Annotated in this window: 16 protein-coding genes and 2 pseudogenes; 4 read left to right on the forward strand and 14 right to left on the reverse strand. The window is 41.5% G+C overall.

Annotated elements, in window-relative coordinates:
* Positions 1–175: 175 nt before the first annotated feature.
* The 13 genes and pseudogenes from ACVRYP_RS03080 to ACVRYP_RS03140 form a co-directional block, all read right to left on the reverse strand.
* Positions 176–886, reverse strand: coding sequence for an ABC transporter ATP-binding protein (locus ACVRYP_RS03080; RefSeq protein WP_447467307.1), 711 nt, complete (start codon positions 884–886; stop codon positions 176–178).
* Positions 886–1,650 carry an ABC transporter ATP-binding protein gene (locus ACVRYP_RS03085; protein WP_447467308.1) on the reverse strand — a complete coding sequence of 255 codons (765 nt, stop codon included), beginning with the start codon at positions 1,648–1,650 and terminating at the stop codon, positions 886–888. Before ACVRYP_RS03085 ends, ACVRYP_RS03080 begins: the two co-directional genes overlap by 1 nt.
* Positions 1,651–2,598, reverse strand: a complete 948-nt coding sequence (locus ACVRYP_RS03090) for a branched-chain amino acid ABC transporter permease (protein ID WP_447467309.1) — start codon at positions 2,596–2,598, stop codon at positions 1,651–1,653. It abuts the gene before it with no gap.
* A gap of 1 nt (position 2,599) precedes the next feature.
* On the reverse strand, positions 2,600–3,469 hold the full coding sequence (locus ACVRYP_RS03095) for a branched-chain amino acid ABC transporter permease (RefSeq protein ID WP_447467310.1): 870 nt from the start codon (positions 3,467–3,469) through the stop codon (positions 2,600–2,602).
* A 104-nt stretch (positions 3,470–3,573) separates the two neighbouring features.
* On the reverse strand, positions 3,574–4,767 hold the full coding sequence (locus ACVRYP_RS03100) for an ABC transporter substrate-binding protein (RefSeq protein ID WP_447467311.1): 1,194 nt from the start codon (positions 4,765–4,767) through the stop codon (positions 3,574–3,576).
* 112 nt (positions 4,768–4,879) lie between these two features.
* Positions 4,880–5,158, reverse strand: coding sequence for a DUF2129 domain-containing protein (locus tag ACVRYP_RS03105; protein ID WP_447467312.1), 279 nt, complete (start codon positions 5,156–5,158; stop codon positions 4,880–4,882).
* A gap of 194 nt (positions 5,159–5,352) precedes the next feature.
* Complete coding sequence (locus tag ACVRYP_RS03110) at positions 5,353–5,964, reverse strand: ATP-dependent Clp protease proteolytic subunit (protein ID WP_447467313.1); 612 nt, start codon at positions 5,962–5,964, stop codon at positions 5,353–5,355.
* A gap of 342 nt (positions 5,965–6,306) precedes the next feature.
* Positions 6,307–6,936: a uracil phosphoribosyltransferase gene (gene upp / locus ACVRYP_RS03115; RefSeq protein WP_447467314.1), complete on the reverse strand. Its 630-nt coding sequence runs from the start codon at positions 6,934–6,936 to the stop codon at positions 6,307–6,309.
* 82 nt (positions 6,937–7,018) lie between these two features.
* Entirely contained in the window at positions 7,019–8,185 is a 1,167-nt protein-coding gene (locus ACVRYP_RS03120; RefSeq protein ID WP_447467315.1) for a MalY/PatB family protein, read from the reverse strand.
* Between the two features lies 1 nt (position 8,186).
* Positions 8,187–9,278, reverse strand: a complete 1,092-nt coding sequence (locus ACVRYP_RS03125; protein WP_447467316.1) for a cystathionine gamma-synthase — start codon at positions 9,276–9,278, stop codon at positions 8,187–8,189.
* 189 nt (positions 9,279–9,467) lie between these two features.
* A pseudogene (locus tag ACVRYP_RS03130) lies at positions 9,468–9,773 on the reverse strand (LD-carboxypeptidase); the annotation flags it as partial.
* Positions 9,774–9,818: 45 nt separating this feature from the next.
* Complete coding sequence (locus ACVRYP_RS03135; protein WP_447467317.1) at positions 9,819–10,289, reverse strand: GNAT family N-acetyltransferase; 471 nt, start codon at positions 10,287–10,289, stop codon at positions 9,819–9,821.
* Between the two features lie 60 nt (positions 10,290–10,349).
* A complete protein-coding gene (locus tag ACVRYP_RS03140; RefSeq protein WP_447467318.1) occupies positions 10,350–11,981 on the reverse strand; it encodes a putative polysaccharide biosynthesis protein in 1,632 nt (543 codons plus the stop codon).
* A 656-nt stretch (positions 11,982–12,637) separates the two neighbouring features.
* Here ACVRYP_RS03140 and ACVRYP_RS03145 point away from each other — a divergent pair.
* On the forward strand, positions 12,638–14,086 hold the full coding sequence (locus tag ACVRYP_RS03145) for a UDP-N-acetylmuramoyl-L-alanyl-D-glutamate--L-lysine ligase (protein WP_447467320.1): 1,449 nt from the start codon (positions 12,638–12,640) through the stop codon (positions 14,084–14,086).
* 74 nt (positions 14,087–14,160) lie between these two features.
* Here the strand turns inward: ACVRYP_RS03145 and ACVRYP_RS03150 are convergent, their stop codons facing one another.
* Positions 14,161–14,868, reverse strand: a complete 708-nt coding sequence (locus ACVRYP_RS03150; protein WP_447467322.1) for a glucosamine-6-phosphate deaminase — start codon at positions 14,866–14,868, stop codon at positions 14,161–14,163.
* Positions 14,869–15,008: 140 nt separating this feature from the next.
* On the opposite strand from ACVRYP_RS03150, the gene queA reads away from it, so the two are divergent.
* From queA to ACVRYP_RS03165, 3 genes and pseudogenes are all read left to right on the forward strand, one after another.
* The gene (gene queA / locus ACVRYP_RS03155) at positions 15,009–16,037 is read left to right on the forward strand and encodes a tRNA preQ1(34) S-adenosylmethionine ribosyltransferase-isomerase QueA (RefSeq protein WP_447467323.1); all 1,029 of its coding nucleotides are present in this window, start codon (positions 15,009–15,011) and stop codon (positions 16,035–16,037) included.
* Positions 16,038–16,132: 95 nt separating this feature from the next.
* The gene (locus ACVRYP_RS03160; RefSeq protein ID WP_447467324.1) at positions 16,133–16,636 is read left to right on the forward strand and encodes a helix-turn-helix domain-containing protein; all 504 of its coding nucleotides are present in this window, start codon (positions 16,133–16,135) and stop codon (positions 16,634–16,636) included.
* A gap of 126 nt (positions 16,637–16,762) precedes the next feature.
* Positions 16,763–16,957, forward strand: a pseudogene (locus ACVRYP_RS03165) (IS3 family transposase); the annotation flags it as partial.

Below are 16,957 nucleotides of genomic sequence, written 5' to 3' on the forward strand. Positions count from 1 at the left end.
TTCGTTTGCGAAACGGACAAAGCTTAACCCAACAAGGTTGAACAGGTTGCAAGGCAGGAATAAAGCATACCTTTCAGTAACTGTCTCATTCTTAGACGCTTTTAATCCCTCTTATAATTAGTATACAAACTAAAGCAAAAACCGTAAAGAAAAACCCGCCAAAGCGAGTTTAGACTTAACCACCAAGATAGGCTTTTCGAACGTCATCAGACGTGAGCAACTCTTGACCTGTTCCTGAAAGGACGATAGAGCCTGTCTCAAGCACGTAACCACGATTCGAAATAGACAAGGCCATATTGGCATTTTGTTCAATCAGAAGGACTGTCGTGCCCTGTTTTTGAATATCTTGAATGATGTCAAAGATTTCTTGAATAAAGATTGGTGCCAATCCCATCGATGGTTCATCCAACAGCAACAATTTAGGGGTTGACATGAGCGCTCGTCCCATGGCTAACATTTGTTGTTCACCGCCAGAAAGGGTCGCAGCATCCTGATTTTTTCGCTCCTCTAAGCGTGGGAAACGGTCAAATACTTTTTTTAGATTTGCTTGGTTTTCGTCCCGATCTTTTTTCAAAAAGGCTCCCATTTCCAAATTTTCTAGAACTGTTAAGCCTGAAAACACATGGCGACCTTCAGGAACATGAGAGATCCCTGAGGCAACAATTTTTTGAGCAGGTACCTTTTGAATCTCATTCCCTAAAAAGGAGATACTACCGTTAGACGGACGAACAAGACCAGAGATTGTTCTTAGAATAGACGTTTTTCCGGCACCATTAGCCCCAATTAAGGAAACGACTTCCCCTTCATTAACTTCAAAGGTGACATCCTTAACCGCCTGAATGACGCCATAATGAACCGAGAGTTGATCTACTTTTAACATTGACATTAGGCTTCACCTCCCAGATAGGCTTCAATCACGCGTTTATTGGTTTTAATGTCTTCAGGCGTTCCGTGAGCAATCAAACGGCCATACTCAAGAACATAGATACGCTCCGTCACTTCCATGACCAGACTCATATCGTGTTCAATCAACATAATGGTTATATCAAACTGCTCCTTCAGTTGTCGAATGAGGGCCGTTAATTCAGCCGTCTCTTGAGGATTCATCCCTGCAGCAGGTTCATCTAAAAACAAGATTTTTGGTTCTGTTGCCAAGGAACGAACAATTTCCAACCGACGTTGTCGCCCATAGGGAAGATTTTTCGCAAGCGTGTCCGCTTCTTTGTCCAAATCAAAGATAGCTAACAATTCTAAAGCCTTTTCTTTGAGGCTGGCCTCAGATTGGTAAAACTTTGGTAAGCGTAAGAAGGAGGCAGGGACATGCGACGAATGATGATTTCCTAAACCTACCAAGACATTTTCTAAGACAGTCATGTTCTTAAAGAGGCGAATATTCTGAAAGGTGCGGCCTAGACCCGCTGCTGCAATCTTATAAGGAGCTTTTCCATTCAGCAATTTCCCATCTAGGGTCACTGTCCCTTCGCTAGGTTCATAAACACCCGTCAGGAGGTTAAATAGGGTTGTCTTTCCAGCGCCGTTTGGCCCGATAAGCCCAACGAGTTCCCCGCGTTCGAGTTCTAGTGTTACATCACCAACTGCTGTTAATCCGCCGAAGTGCTTAGTCAGATTTTTGACCTCAAGTAATGCCATCTACTTTTCCTCCTTTTTTTGAAACAGCCTGGACAAGGTCAATTCTTTGGTTCCCAAGAGTCCACCAGGTCGGAAAATCATAATGAGAACCAGAGCTAACGCATAGATAATCATCCGAATGTCTGAGACGCTTTGTAAAAGAACATTGATGATTCCTAAAAGGACTGCCGCAATAATGGAACCGGTCATCGAACCCAAACCACCTAAAACGATGATAATTAAGACATTGACAGACGTCATAAAGGCAAAGTCTTTGGGAACAATGGTTCCGATATACCCTGCTTGAAGGCTACCAGCAACAGCTGCAGTCATGGCGCCGATGACAAAAGCTGCCACCTTAACTTTTGTCGTGCTAACTCCCATAGACTCGGCGGCTATTTCATCCTCGCGAACAGCAATCGTTGCCCGTCCCATAGGACTACGTAAAAAGTTCATAATCAATACAATTGAAAGCACAGCTAAGCCAAAGACCCATTCCCAACTTGTAAAGGGAGGAATCCCCATAATCCCAGCAGCTCCATTGGTTAAACTACCACCATTGATGATTAAAATACGCACAATTTCTGCAACCCCAAGGGTGGCAATGGCTAGATAGTCCCCTTTGAGTCTAAGCGTTGGAATACCAACCAAGGTCGCTACAAGGCCAGCAATGACCATGCCAATCACGATTGTCAAAACAAAGCCACCGTACGTTGGCATCTGTTTACCAATGATGGCTGTTGTGTAGGCACCAATGGCCATAAACCCTGCATGCCCTAGTGAAAATTGGCCAGAAAAACCTACAATAAGGTTGAGTCCTGCAGCTAAAATAATGTTTATGCCGATTTGCTGTAAAATTTGAACATAGTAAAAATTAATAACACCAGTGTTAATCAGGAGCGATAGTAAGACATAAAGGCCTACGACTAATGCTAGCCAAGTTAAGTTAGCTTTTAAATTTTGTTTCATACTAGACCTTCTCCTTTATATTTTTACCCAAAATTCCTGCAGGGCGAACCAGTAAAATTAAAATGAGTACTGCGTAAACGACCCCATCTCGGAAGTCAGACAGCCCAAAAGCGATAGCCATCGTTTCCAAAATACCGATGACAAAACCACCCAAGGCAGCGCCAGGAATAATCCCAATACCACCAAGGACCGCCGCAACAAAGGCTTTAAGACCTGGTGTCATCCCCATCAAGGGTTCGACAGAATTATAGTAAAGACCGATCAATACACCTGCTGCACCTGCCAAGGCAGAGCCCAAGGCAAAGGTAAAGCTAATGGTCTGATTCACATTAATTCCCATTAATTGCGCTGCATCACTATCAACAGAAACAGCTCGCATAGCTTTCCCCATCTTGGTTTTTTTTACGATGAATTGCAAAAGCACCATCAATAACAGGGAAACACCCAAGATAATAAGCTGTATATTTGTCACTGAGATAGGCCCTAAATCATAACTGACTGTTTTGATAGCTTGAGGAAAGGCCCGTGTATTCGCTCCAAAAAAATAGACCATGGTGTATTCAAGGAAAAAGGAGACCCCAATCGCTGTAATCAAAGCTGCAATTCGCGTTGATTGCCTTAAGGGGCGATAGGCTAAAAATTCAATGGTCACACCCAAAGCAGCTGCTCCAACCATCGCCAGAATGAGGGCTAAAAAGAAGTTCATCTGGAAGCTATTGATTAAAAAATAGCCCATAAAAGCCCCCATCATATAAATATCGCCATGAGCAAAGTTAATAAGCTTGATAATTCCATACACCATGGTGTATCCTAAGGCCAGAAGAGCATAAACACTTCCTAAAATAAGGCCATTTACAAGCTGTTGAATCATAGTGGCACCGCACTTTCTATCATCTTTTTTATCGTTTAGAAAACAAAGATAAATCAGTTCAGTAAGAACTGATTTATCAAGGAGATTATCTAACTGGTACCGCCCTATTTTGCCTCAAGGACTTCAACACCAGAGACTTTGCCATCTGTAAAGCTGATGACATAAGCAGATTTCACCACATTGTGGTTCTCATCCACAGACATGGTACCAGTTACACCTTCAAAATCGCTTAATTTAGCTAGGTTGTCTTTAATGTCAACAGAAGTTGATGCACCTTGAGCTGCTTCTGCTGCCATGTAGACAGAGTCATAAGCGAGGGCAGAGAACATGGATGGTTCTTCACCATATTTTGCAACATATGCGTCATAGAATTTCTTAGCTTTTTCAGAACCCTCAGTAGAGAAACCAGACAAGTAATGTACGTCAGTCGCAGCAGTTCCAGCTTTTTCTAAGAATACTGGGCTATCGAATCCATCAGGACCAGCAATTGGAGCATCAATTCCCAAATCACGAGCTTGTTTAACGATAGCTCCTGTTTCTTCATAGTAACCTGGCATGATTATCGCATCAAAGTCAAGGTCCTTGATCTTCGTTAAAGCTGCTTGATAGTCTTTATCACCAGAAGCAAACGTTAAGGTTTCTACGATTTCGCCTGTATAGTTTTCTTTAAAGGAATCTGCAATTCCTTTCGCATAATCACTGGAGTTATCATAGTAAAGAACAACTTTTTCAGCTTTTAAGGTATCTGTTGCATAACTTGCTAACAAATCTCCTTGGAAACTGTCAACAAAGGTTGCTCGGAAGAAAAACTCATTAACTGTTGTTCCATCAGCTGCATAAACAAGGTTATCTTGTGTTCCGGATGGTGTAATCATCGGAACACCACCACGCGTTACATTGGCCGTTGCGGCTGCAGATGCACCAGATGTTGCAGGACCAATGATAACATGAGCTCCTTCTGCCACAAGACTGGTTGCCACTGTAGCTGACTCTGCTGTTTCTGACTTATTGTCTTTAGAAATAACTTCTACTTTTTTACCATCAATACCGCCAGCAGCATTAATCTCTTCTACGGCAAGATCTGCACCATTTTTTTCGGTATTTCCGTATGAAGCGACGTTGCCACTTAGTTCAAAGTTGTAACCAACTTTAATGGTATCCCCGATAGCGTTAGAGGCTGTTTGTTCAGAACTACCGGAATTAGAGGTTGAATTGCTTCCTCCAACCTCTCCACAGGCTACTAAAAATGCAGCGCTAGCAAAAGTCAAAAGGGTCATTGCTAATTTTTTTGATGTCATTGTGTTCTCCTATCAATTACTTCTTTTTTTCAAAGTATAACTAATATACACAATTGTCAGAAAATTGTCAATAATGAATGTCCTAGAAAGCGTTTTTATTTTAAAAGTTTTTCTAATTTTCTGCTATTGCGACAGAATCTGAGTCCCGCCAAAGGTTCCCTACAAAGTCTTGATTCAAGTCTTTCAGATAAGATGGGACAACACGCTTAACGAATTTTTCGGCTGAAAGTTGTTGGACTAACATTTCTACCTGGTCTTGGTCAACATAGATGACGGCATAACGACCTCGACGAGAGACATATGCAACATCTCCCACATGTTTTATTTTTTTGACATCGCGGTAATAATTCAAGTAAACGACGATGCTTTTTCGTTCTCTTTTTTCAAACATATTCTTCTCCTTTCCTTTTATTATAACAAAAAATAGCCCAAGTGACTGCCAAATAATAGCAACGTTTTATCTAATCTCCCTTTAAAACATCTGTGAAGAGCTGCCTTCGGCTTCTGTGACCCAGACTATTTGCTAAATAAAAGAATACTAAAAAGGCCAAGTCTTAGACTCAGCCTACTAATGAGGTAACCCCCTTATTTTAAATCAGATGTTTCCATAATGGCATCGATAAACCCATAAGCAAGGGTTTCTTCAGCATCCATCCAGAAATCACGTTCTGCATCTTTATGGATTTGTTTCACTGTCTTACCTGAGTTCTCAGAGAGGATTTTCTCAAGTCGTTTACGGGTTTTTAACAAGCGCTCTGCTGCAATGGCCATATCTGTTTGTTGCGTGCCTGCAGCTGTTCCACCCATTGGTTGATGAATGAGATATTCTGCATTTGGCAGCATGAACCGTTTACCCTTAGCACCTGATGAGGCAATAATGGTACCCATAGAGGCAGCCACACCCATCACGATGGTTTGAACATCAGATTTGATGAAATTCATGGTATCGACAATTGCAAGACCAGCTGAAACAGAGCCACCAGGTGAGTTAATGTAAAGATAGATATCTTTAGTATTGTCCTGAGCATCCAGGAAGAGCAATTGGGCAATCACTGAGTTTGCCATATTGTCTTCAACAGGTCCTGTTAACATGATAATACGGTCTTTAAGAAGGCGAGAGTATATATCATAAGAGCGTTCGCCACGGCTAGTTTGTTCAATAACTACTGGAATCATATCGTTCTCCTTTTTAGTCATAAGATAATACTTAAAATGTTATATTGCCATTATATCTTTTTGGTCAATAAAGGTCAAATTTTTAGCACAAATAGAACTCAGTTTTAGATAACAAGCCTGAGGCAGACTATCCAGTTCTTCTTCTGCATCCATAAAGAGCTATCCATTTATTTTCCTTCCCAATCTCGCAAACATCTGCCAGACAGCTTCACATTAATAGAAAAAGGACAAGGCCTTAATAACATCGTTACCTTGACCTTATCCAGACTATTTATGGATATTCTGAACTGTTTAGCAAAATGGTAAGTTTCGACAAAAGAAATCTGACTTCAAGACCATTAAGCAATGATAGAAGAGATTGTCTTATTTTGTTCCAAAGAGACGATCGCCAGCATCTCCAAGACCTGGGACAATATAACCATACTCATTGAGTTTTTCATCTAAGGCAGCTGTATAAATATCAACATCTGGATGTGCATCTTGCAAGGTTTTGACGCCTTCTGGCGCTGCTACCAAGCAGACAAATTTAATATTGGTTACCCCACGTTTTTTAAGGGAATCCACTGCTAATACAGCTGAACCACCTGTGGCCAACATAGGATCCACGAGGAAAATTTGGCGTTGTTCAATATCAAACGGTAACTTAACTAAGTACTCTACTGGTTGAAGGGTTTCCTCATCACGGTACATCCCGATATGGCCAACTTTAGCGGCAGGCGTTAAGCTCAACAAACCATCAACCATCCCGATACCTGCTCTTAAAATGGGCACAATCGCTAATTTTTTACCAGCAATTTGTTTTTGGACGGTTTTTGTAATCGGTGTTTCAATTTCGACATCTTCCACCGGAAGATCACGCAACACTTCATATCCCATCAGCATGGCGATCTCATTGACCAGGTCACGAAAATCCTTGGTTGACGTTTCAACCCGGCGTAAGATGGACAGTTTATGCTGAATTAATGGATGAGAAATAACTTGGAATTTTCCCATGATAGCCTCCTTAATCTATTCTTCTAAAATTATACCAAAAAAGACTTAAAAAGGCATGTGTCAATCGACACTTTTAAAAAAGCTAGTCATCCTTAGCCAACACATTGATCAACCGACTGCACGCTTCCTGAATGACATCAAAAGGTGCTGCGATATTAAACCGTACAAATTGACGCCCAGCAGTCCCAAAAGTTGTCCCATCACTCAAGATTAGGCCTGCTTCATCACGGTATTTAGCCTTGAGTTCTTGGTCATCGAGATTGTAGGCAGAGAAGTCTAGCCAGATGAGATAACCTGCTTCTGGAACCATGACCTTAATCTCTGTCTGGCTTTCTAGTTGGTCCTTGACATAGGTGACATTTTGCTCTAAAACAGGCTTGAGAGCATTTAACCAACCTTCTCCGTGAGTAAAGGCTGCCTCAGTCGCCACAAGACCAATCGTTGGAACTTCATGTTGGTTATTGGCCAAACGTTGCTGGGTGAATTTTTTCCTTAGCGATGGGTTAGGAATCAAGGCGTAGCTATTTTTGGTCCCGGCTATGTTAAAGGTTTTAGTTGCACTGGCTAGCGTAATGGAAATATCTTTAAAGGCATCATCGACTGTATTGAAACTAATATGTTGATTGCCAAAAAGCGTTAAGTCACGATGAATTTCATTAACAATGATGAGCACATTGTGTTTGAGACAGATGTTGCCAAGTTTTTGAAGTTCCTCACGCGTCCAGACACGGCCACTAGGGTTTTGAGGGTTGCAGAGAACGTAAACTTTGATGTCATGAGTAACAATATCTTGCTCCAACTGCTGAAAATCAATCTGATACCGCCCCTCAATATTAACCAATTCATTTTTAACTAACTGACGATTCAACAGTTGGACGGTTCGAGGAATTGGTCCATAATAAGGCGTGTTAATCAGCACGGCATCACCTTCTGATGTCAAAGCTTGTAAAGCGATAGACAGCGACGGAACGACACCTGATACAAAGAGAATTTCGTCAGCTTTTACGGTATTGCTATAGTGCTTGGCCTCCCAATCAACGACGGACTGGTAGAGGCTTTCTGCTTCATAGGCATAGCCATAATCATCTGATGCGACATAGTCTGCCATAGCTTGTTTGATTTCTGGCGCAATGTAAAAATCCATATCTGCTATCCAAAGAGGCAGAAGCCTTTGGTCTTTCTCCACTTCTCTCCATTTAACGGAATGAGTGGTCAGCCGATTTGGCCGCTTGGTAAAATCATAAGTCATGTTAAGCCTCCAGTGCTTGTTTCAAATCAGCTATTAAATCATCTGCATCCTCAATACCTATCGACAAGCGCAATAAGTCATCCATCAAACCATAGCTGTGCCGCACCTCAGCTGGAATATCTGCATGGGTCTGAGTTGTTGGATAAGTGATTAGACTCTCGACGCCACCTAAACTCTCCGCAAAGGTAAAGAGTTTTAAGGTGTTAAGAATGGTCGGAATTTTCTCCTCGTCAACAACTTTAACAGAGATCATTCCCCCCTTACCTGGGTATAAAACATCTGTAACCTTCTCATGGTTTTGTAGAAAAGCAACCAATTTTTGAGCATTGCTCGTTGACCGTTCCATCCGCAAGGCTAATGTTTTAAGTCCTCTCATCAGAAGGTAGGAATCAAAAGGCGATAAAACTGCTCCTGTCGTGTTAAGGTTGTAGAAATACTGATCATAGAGTTCTTGATCGCTAGTCATCACAGCACCAGCTAACACATCATTGTGCCCAGAAAGGTACTTGGTTGCTGAATGAAGAACGACATCGGCACCGTCTTTAACCGGTGTCTGATAAATTGGGCTATAAAAGGTATTATCCACAATGACCTTAGCCGCTGTACTGTGAGCTGCTGCAACAATCGAAGCTATATCATATTCCAGCATGAGCGGGTTGGTCGGTGTTTCAACGTAGACCACATCGTAGGTTTTTGTAGCAATTTCAGCCAGTAATTCCTCCTCAGTATTGACATAGGTAAAGTGAAAACGCCCTTCTGCTTCTTGCTGGTTAAACCATCTGAAAGAGCCCCCATAAAGATCACGCACCGCTAAAATCTTGGTCCCGATTGGAAAGATGCTAAAGGCTAGAACAATGGCTGACATGCCAGAGCTTGTCACCAAGGCATAATCGGCATACTCAATAGCAGCCAAGGTCTTCTCCAAAGTTGAACGCGTCGGGTTCTTGGTGCGGGTGTAATCAAAACCGGTTGACTGGCCAAATTCCGGATGCTGATAGGTCGTGGAAAAATGAACAGGAGTCACTAATGCTCCCGTTTTTTCATCTGAATTAATTCCCGTCTGGGCTAAAATCGTCTCAATCTTATGGGTCATGTCTCATCCTCCAATTTCTACTCTCTATTTTATCATGAATTTAGGATACAGCCACTTTCCCCCTTTATTTTTATTAAAGATAGCTAGTTATAGATTGGGGCTATAAGCTAATTGAGCTGTATAAAAGAGGAGGCTCTGATATCTGAGCTTCCTCTTTCCTATCTCATCATGGAAAACAATAACTTGTTTTTAAATATTGACTTCTGCATCCACCCCAAATGGTATAACGCATCTAGGCGTTGCATGACCGATATTTAAGTTATAAACGGTAGATAAATCGTTATCAGAAATGTCTTCTAATAAAATTTGCTTGTATTCTTCATAATATGTTTCATTTTGAGGTTTCCCGACTAAAACACCTGAAATGACATCAAAAATACCATACTCTTTTAGAGTATTAATCATTTTTCTAAAGAGGTCTGGATCAGGTTTTTCCTCACTAGTCTCTATCAACAAAATGTTGTTCTTCCACTCCTCAAGCTTAGGAAAAAGATTTCTTTATTTTATCATATTGACTGAGACAAACCGTCATGTGAAAAACTAGAGTTTACAAACCATTACATAGTCTTCTTCATTTTCACGAACTACTTTAAAACCTACTTTTTGATACATTGATACAGCATAGTTTGCCTTTTGAACCGATAATGACACTTGCTTATAGCCTTGCTCCTTCAAAGTTAAAAGAATTTGTTTCATCAGTTTTGTTCCAATTCCCAGATGTCTATACGCCTTGAGCAGTGAAATCGAAAGGGAGGGCGTTTCATCATCAAAATGACCATAATCATTGATAATACGGGTCCATACTGCTCCTACTACCTCTCCCTCAACTTCATCAACATAGCAGATATCATTTTTCTTCCCGAAATCCGAAACATATATTTGTAGATCGGGATGCTCTATAATCTCTTTTGATGGAGCTTGTTCTCCTTCGGGGATAAAAATAGCCTCATATAGAAATCTATCCAGCAGTTTTATTTCACTCTGCTTTAATGCCCTTATTTTATAAGTCATATCAACCTCCGATTTATATCTTATTCTATTTTTCAAAATAAATCGGTAGCCATTCCAATATTATGGTAGCTTTAGTTTTTGACGCAACACCTTAGCTTTTGTTTTTCCAATCAGGAAGTCGGCTGATTTGGTCACTAAGCTCATGATGCCGTAGGCAATCACACCAACACTAACACCGATAACTAAGTGAACCACACTTGAAAACCGATCGGTGACCGGAAAAACAGCATTTAACCCGATTTCTACAAGCAGTACAAGAACCCCCATGATCAGAGTTTGTAGCAGAACCAATAGTCCACGATTGAGAAGCAATTGATGATTAAAGCCAGTGATACGCCTTGTTCTTTGATACATCATGACAATTGGGACCATTAGTCCTAGAATTGTCGATAATAGCGGACCATAAGCTCCAAAAAGATAAATGAATGGTAGTTGAACCACTAATTTAGCAAGTGTTCCATAGAGGAAATATTTGACTGCATTTCGGTTTTCAAAGAGAGCCTGCAACATGGGAGCAAGGACTGTGTAAAACCCTAAAACAAAGGTGCTAAGCATGGCGACAATAAATAAACTTAAGGCCATGGTATCTGGAACATTGTAGAACACCGTGTAAAGTGGTTTTGCAAGTATAGTTGCCCCCACAACTGCTGGAAACAGAAAGACCATCAACATGGTTAAACTGTTTTCAATCAACTGGGCAGAAGCTTTTTTATCTTTCTTGACAAAATTCTCTGTCAATAAAGGAATCCCAACTCCTCCGATTGCGATAGCGACAGAGATTAAAATCATATAAACCTTGTTAGGGTTGGCAGCAAAGTATGAAAAGAGAACTTGCAATTCTTCATTGGTGTAACGCGAAAAGAGTTCCATAGCATTGATAAAGGTGAATTGGTCGATCAATTGGAAAATTTGAATGGCCGCACCCGTAACGATAAACGGTATGGCTTCTTTAACGGTTTCAATCAAGACCGCCTTGGTTTCCATTTTCTCACCAACAGGTTTTTCTAAGAAAATGGGACCTACTAAATCAGCTTTCCAAAGGTAGTAGGCCAATACGAGGACACTGGCAATCATTCCGATAAAGGCCGCAAAGGTTGATTGAATCACTGCTTCAACGTAATCACCTGATCCCAACTTCATGATGAAGAAGGAGGCCAACAAAATCCAGATTACTCGAATAATCTGCTCAGCTACCTGACTGATAGCATAGGGTTTCATGTTGTTAAACCCTTGAAAAACGCCTCGAATAATACTCATCGATGGGAAGATTAGCACTGCCCAAGACAGACTTCGCATGACAGGCACCAGATCATCCCTAACCCCAGAGATTTCCGCAAAAAGCGGTGCCCCTATATACATAATTCCTGCCGCAATGGCACCAAGCACCAACATAAATTGAAAGGCTGTCCGAACTAGTTTGTAGCTCATTTCAGGTCGATCCATGGAATTGTACTTTGAAATCTGTTTAGCAACAGCCACGTTAATCCCTGCTGTTGAAATATTCAAGAAAATAGCATAGATATTATAGCCCATATTGAACAAGGCGTTGGCTTGATTGCCATGTTCCCCCATCAACATAAACCAAGGGATAATATAGACAACACCTAAAAGTCGACTGGCAAAATTTCCCATCGTCAGCCATAAGGTTCCTTGAACCATCTTCTCTTGCTGTGAAATAGCTTGTTTTGACATGATTTTTCCTTTTTTATGATGACGAGATTAAGGCCCTAAGAGCCATTAACAAGTCTCCAGTAGTTTAAAATATCTGTTGGCCCTTCTCGATGGCTATCGTCGAAAAGCCTAACCGTCCTGACCGGGGTGCGTCAACGAAATCAGAGATTTCTCAGATTGAAGACAAAGTCTCTTTTGAAACTTTCCTTAGGTGATAACGGACGGTAGCGACTCCCTTCGGGATTCCAAACCTAAGTTTTGAGCCTAAGGTCTCCAAACTTCCGAGTGCCTGAAACTATTGCGTTTCAGGCACTTTTATCACAGCGGAAAGTTTCGATAATTTCTCGCTTAGCTCGCAAAAGATCATCTCTTTAAAACCTTGCTAGAACTTTGTAATGTCCTGTTGACAGAAAAACTAGGGTTTGTCTACGTTCTCCGAAATCAGAGATTTCTGACTTACCGCCATTTTTCTTCGCTTTTCTTAACGCCCTTTGTATCCTATGTAGTCGAACACGCCCTAAAAAGCTAGATAAAATTCAAAAAGTTCCTAGAGGCTTTATGACTCGTCGTCTCTTTTTTCATTTTTCTTCGCTTTTCTTAACGGGCTTTGTATCCTACTTATTATAAACTTTTCTTTGGGACTTGTAAAACTTTGACTTTAGTTTTACAATAGAGTCATGTTAAAAATTGAGTCTGTATTACACATTTTAAAAAATGACCATAATTTCCGTGAGGTGATTACGGATGGTCGTTATCATTTTGACTGGTCTGGTGTGACCTTTGAAAGTATTTCTTACGATAGTCGTCAGGCTAAGGCTGATACCCTCTTTTTTGTAAAGGGAGCTACTTTTAAGCGGGAATTTTTAGAGAGCGCTGTCGCGCAAGGTTTGGCCTTTTATGTCGCTGAAAAAGACTATGAAGTTGGGATTCCTGCTATTTTAGTCAACGATATTAAGCAGGCCATGAGTCTTTTAGCCATGACTTTTTATGATTATCCACAAGATAAGCTAAAACTACTTGCCTTTACAGGAACAAAGGGAAAAACGACAGCTGCCTACTTTGCCTATCATATTCTTAAACAAAGCCACAAGCCTGCTCTCCTGTCCACCATGAATACGACACTGGATGGCGAAACCTTTTTTAAATCCCAACTGTCTACTCCTGAAAGCCTTGATCTCTTTGCCATGATGGCCCAAGCCGTCAATAATGGGCGGACGCACCTCATCATGGAAGTCTCCAGTCAAGCCTACTTGGTCAAACGCGTCTATGGGCTAACCTTTGATGTCGGTGTCTTTCTAAATATCAGCCCCGACCACATCGGGCCCATTGAGCACCCTAGTCTAGAGGACTATTTTTACCATAAGCGCCTTTTGATGGACAATAGCAGAGCTGTGATTGTCAATAGCGAGATGGACCATTTTGACCTTGTCAAAGCTCAGGTTACTGACAAACCCCACGACTTCTATGGGGGAACTTCAGACAACCAAATCCTGACCTCTAAGGCCTTTTTATTCGAGGTCAGTGGTAAATTAGAAGGCACATACGACATCCAACTCATCGGTCACTTTAATCAGGAAAATGCCATAGCTGCTGGCCTGGCCTGTTTAAGGCTTGGTGCCACTCCTTCCGATATTCAAAAAGGGATTGCCGAAACGCAGGTTCCCGGTCGCATGGAAGTCTTAACACAGGCCAACGGTGCCAAAGTCTTTGTCGACTATGCCCACAACAAAGACAGTCTTGAAAAACTGGTTCATGTTGTTCAAACCCACCAAAAAGGGAAGATTATTCTTATCATCGGTGCACCGGGCAACAAAGGTCAAAGTCGCCGCAAGGATTTTGGAGACCTGCTCAATAGCTTGCCAGACATTGAGGTCATCTTATCAGCCGATGATCCCAACTACGAAGACCCTGCCCTTATCTGTGAGGAGATTGCAGGCTACCTCACAAGACCTTATGATACCATTGTTGACCGAGAAAGTGCTATTCAAACAGCTATGACTCGCACGGCTAACTCAGACGATGCGGTTATCATTGCGGGCAAAGGGGCTGATGCTTATCAGATCATCAACGGTCAAAAAGACGACAGCTATCTCGGTGATTTAGAAGTCGCCCGCCAGTACCTCTAAAAAAATCGCTCCTCCTAGATTAAAGGAGAGCGATTTTTTTAACTTCTTTTTATTAATTGGCGTTTCCATTCCTGTTAGCCTTTATAAAGGCTAAGGGCAGCCTCATCGGCAATAATAGTCACATCTGGGTGACGCTGCAAGATAGAAGCTGGTAAGTCTTCTGTCACTGGTCCTTCCAACAATCCTGCAATGGCTTCCGCCTTTTCAGACCCATAAGCCATGAGGACAATAGCCTTAGCCTTCATGATGCTTGCAATTCCCATAGAGACAGCCTGGCGAGGAACATCTTCTGGATTCTCAAAGAAACGGGCATTGGCTTCAATGGTTGATGGTACTAAATCAACCACGTGCGTCTGTTGGTCAAATGGCGTCCCAGGTTCATTAAAACCTATATGGCCATTTCGTCCAATCCCTAGAATCTGCAAGTCAATCGGGTTGTCTTGGATGATGGCTTCATAGGCTTCTGTTGCTTCATCTAAGTTCTTGGCCTTTCCATCAGGAACATACGTTTCCTTAAATGGCTTAGCCTCAAAAAGGTGTTTCTGCATAAAATAATGATAGCTCTGATCATCATCTGGCCCTAAACCCACATACTCATCCAGATTAATCGCCACTGCGTCTGAAAAGTCAATATCGCTAGCGACTGCTTGCTTATAGAGCTCAACGGGAGTAGATCCCGTCGCAAGGCCAAAAACCCTAGCCCCATTTTTTAAACTATCCCTGACAATATCTAAGGCAATCTTACCACCTTCAACTGGATTACGAACTTCAATAATTTTCATGAGGCACTCCTTTTTCTGTTTTAATGCTAATTTCATTATATGGTATATACCAATTTTTGTCAAGCAGAATAAGATAGAAAATGATATAATAGAGACCGTTGTGAGCTTGACTCGCAAATCTTGATTTGATAAGGACTATCATGAATACAGCTGATTTTGATTTTGAACTTCCGGAAGCCTTAATTGCCCAAACCCCTCTTTTAAAAAGAGACAGCTCGCGCCTCTTAGTGCTAGACCATGACAAACAAACTATGGTCGATCAGCACTTTGATCATATTATCGATTACCTCAATCCAGGGGATGCCTTAGTCATGAACAATACCCGTGTTTTACCTGCTCGTCTCTATGGTCAAAAACCTGATACCGGTGGCCATGTGGAACTATTATTGCTTAAAAATACTGAGGGAGATGATTGGGAAGTCTTAGCCAAGCCTGCTAAACGCCTCAAAACAGGTACCAAGATTACCTTTGGAGATGGGCGATTAAACGCAACCATTACAGAGGAACTAGACCACGGTGGACGGATTGTTCACTTTGACTATGACGGGATTTTTCTAGAGGTGTTAGAATCTCTAGGAGAAATGCCCTTACCGCCTTATATCCATGAGAAGTTGGAAGACAAGGATCGGTACCAAACTGTTTATGCTAAAGAAAATGGCTCTGCCGCGGCACCAACTGCTGGCCTTCATTTTACAGAAGAATTACTGGCAAAAATTGAAGCCAAGGGTGTCAAATTGGTCGAGTTAACGCTCCATGTCGGTCTTGGAACCTTCCGTCCTGTTTCTGTAGACAATGTCGATGATCATGATATGCACTCTGAGTTTTACAGCTTAAGCGAGCAAGCAGCCCAAACCCTGCGTGACGTGAAAGCTGCTGGTGGCCGAATTGTTGCTGTCGGGACAACATCGATCCGTACACTGGAGACCATCGGGACGAAGTTTGATGGTCGCATTGTAGCTGATTCCGGTTGGACCAATATTTTCATCAAACCTGGTTATGAGTTTAAACTTGTTGATGCTTTTTCAACCAATTTCCATCTGCCAAAATCAACCTTGGTCATGCTGGTCGCAGCCTTTGCAGGACGCGACTTTATCCTAGATGCCTATAAACATGCCGTTGAGGAACAATACCGCTTTTTCAGCTTTGGCGATGCCATGTTTGTCCAATAATGAAATGGGCAAATTTTTTCAGATTATAAATCATTATTAATTATATAATTAAATTTATACTTAACAAAAATCAAAATCTGATATATAATACTTATATGACATTTACACAAGATCAAATCACAGAACTCAAATCAGCCCTCAAGGATAAACAGCTCTCTTCCTATCACAAACGGATTCAAGCAGTCTATTTACGCTCCCAAAACTTGACTTACAAAGCTATTTCTGACTTAATCGGGTTATCTCATGATACCATTTGGCGGTTGGTGAAAAAATATAATCAAGAAGGTCTCTCTGCTCTAACCCATGATGGGCGAGGAGGCCGTCACCGTTCTTATCTCACCTACGAAGAAGAAAAAGCGTTCTTAAAAGAACAGTTTGTTGGTAGTGCTTCAGGACAATTTGTCACCATTGCAGAGATGCATGAGGCTTATCAAACTAAAATCGGGAAAGAGACAACCCGAGAAGGGTTCTATGCGCTGTTGAAGCGTCATGGTTGGCGCAAAGTGACACCAAGACCTCACCCTAAAAAGGCAGATGCCAAAACGATTTTGGCGTCTAAAAATAAAATCTACCTTCAAGAAGACAAGAAAGCGCTTTAAACATAGCCGTCGTTACCATAAAGTCAGACTTCGCTTTCTTATTTCTAGGCTCAGGAAAAAGTCTGCTCTCCCTGAACTGCACCCCAAAAGTTAGACACAAAATTCTAACTATGGGGTGCTTTTCTTATGAAATTAAGTTACGAGGATAAACAACAAATTTATGAGCTACGAAAAGATGGGTTATCTTATTCCCGACTCAGCCAACTGTATCATATTCAGATTTCTAATCTCAAGTACATGGTCAAACTTATGGATAGGTATGGTATTGAAGTGGTTAAAAAAGGTAATAACACCTACTATTCAACAGAATTAAAACAAGAG

It is taken from the genome of Streptococcus rifensis (assembly GCF_053203525.1).

What these genes read in the sequence shown, in the direction of transcription:
- ACVRYP_RS03085 (WP_447467308.1), bottom strand. Translation starts at nt 1,650, where the DNA reads ATGGCATTACTTGAGGTCAAAAATCTGACTAAGCACTTCGGCGGATTA.
- ACVRYP_RS03090 (WP_447467309.1), bottom strand. Translation starts at nt 2,598, where the DNA reads ATGAAACAAAATTTAAAAGCTAACTTAACTTGGCTAGCATTAGTCGTA.
- ACVRYP_RS03135 (WP_447467317.1), bottom strand. Translation starts at nt 10,289, where the DNA reads ATGACTTATAAAATAAGGGCATTAAAGCAGAGTGAAATAAAACTGCTG.
- ACVRYP_RS03110 (WP_447467313.1), bottom strand. Translation starts at nt 5,964, where the DNA reads ATGACTAAAAAGGAGAACGATATGATTCCAGTAGTTATTGAACAAACT.
- ACVRYP_RS03125 (WP_447467316.1), bottom strand. Translation starts at nt 9,278, where the DNA reads ATGACCCATAAGATTGAGACGATTTTAGCCCAGACGGGAATTAATTCA.
- ACVRYP_RS03140 (WP_447467318.1), bottom strand. Translation starts at nt 11,981, where the DNA reads ATGTCAAAACAAGCTATTTCACAGCAAGAGAAGATGGTTCAAGGAACC.
- ACVRYP_RS03160 (WP_447467324.1), top strand. Translation starts at nt 16,133, where the DNA reads ATGACATTTACACAAGATCAAATCACAGAACTCAAATCAGCCCTCAAG.
- upp (WP_447467314.1), bottom strand. Translation starts at nt 6,936, where the DNA reads ATGGGAAAATTCCAAGTTATTTCTCATCCATTAATTCAGCATAAACTG.
- ACVRYP_RS03095 (WP_447467310.1), bottom strand. Translation starts at nt 3,469, where the DNA reads ATGATTCAACAGCTTGTAAATGGCCTTATTTTAGGAAGTGTTTATGCT.
- queA (WP_447467323.1), top strand. Translation starts at nt 15,009, where the DNA reads ATGAATACAGCTGATTTTGATTTTGAACTTCCGGAAGCCTTAATTGCC.
- ACVRYP_RS03150 (WP_447467322.1), bottom strand. Translation starts at nt 14,868, where the DNA reads ATGAAAATTATTGAAGTTCGTAATCCAGTTGAAGGTGGTAAGATTGCC.
- ACVRYP_RS03080 (WP_447467307.1), bottom strand. Translation starts at nt 886, where the DNA reads ATGTCAATGTTAAAAGTAGATCAACTCTCGGTTCATTATGGCGTCATT.
- ACVRYP_RS03100 (WP_447467311.1), bottom strand. Translation starts at nt 4,767, where the DNA reads ATGACATCAAAAAAATTAGCAATGACCCTTTTGACTTTTGCTAGCGCT.
- ACVRYP_RS03145 (WP_447467320.1), top strand. Translation starts at nt 12,638, where the DNA reads ATGTTAAAAATTGAGTCTGTATTACACATTTTAAAAAATGACCATAAT.
- ACVRYP_RS03120 (WP_447467315.1), bottom strand. Translation starts at nt 8,185, where the DNA reads ATGACTTATGATTTTACCAAGCGGCCAAATCGGCTGACCACTCATTCC.
- ACVRYP_RS03105 (WP_447467312.1), bottom strand. Translation starts at nt 5,158, where the DNA reads ATGTTTGAAAAAAGAGAACGAAAAAGCATCGTCGTTTACTTGAATTAT.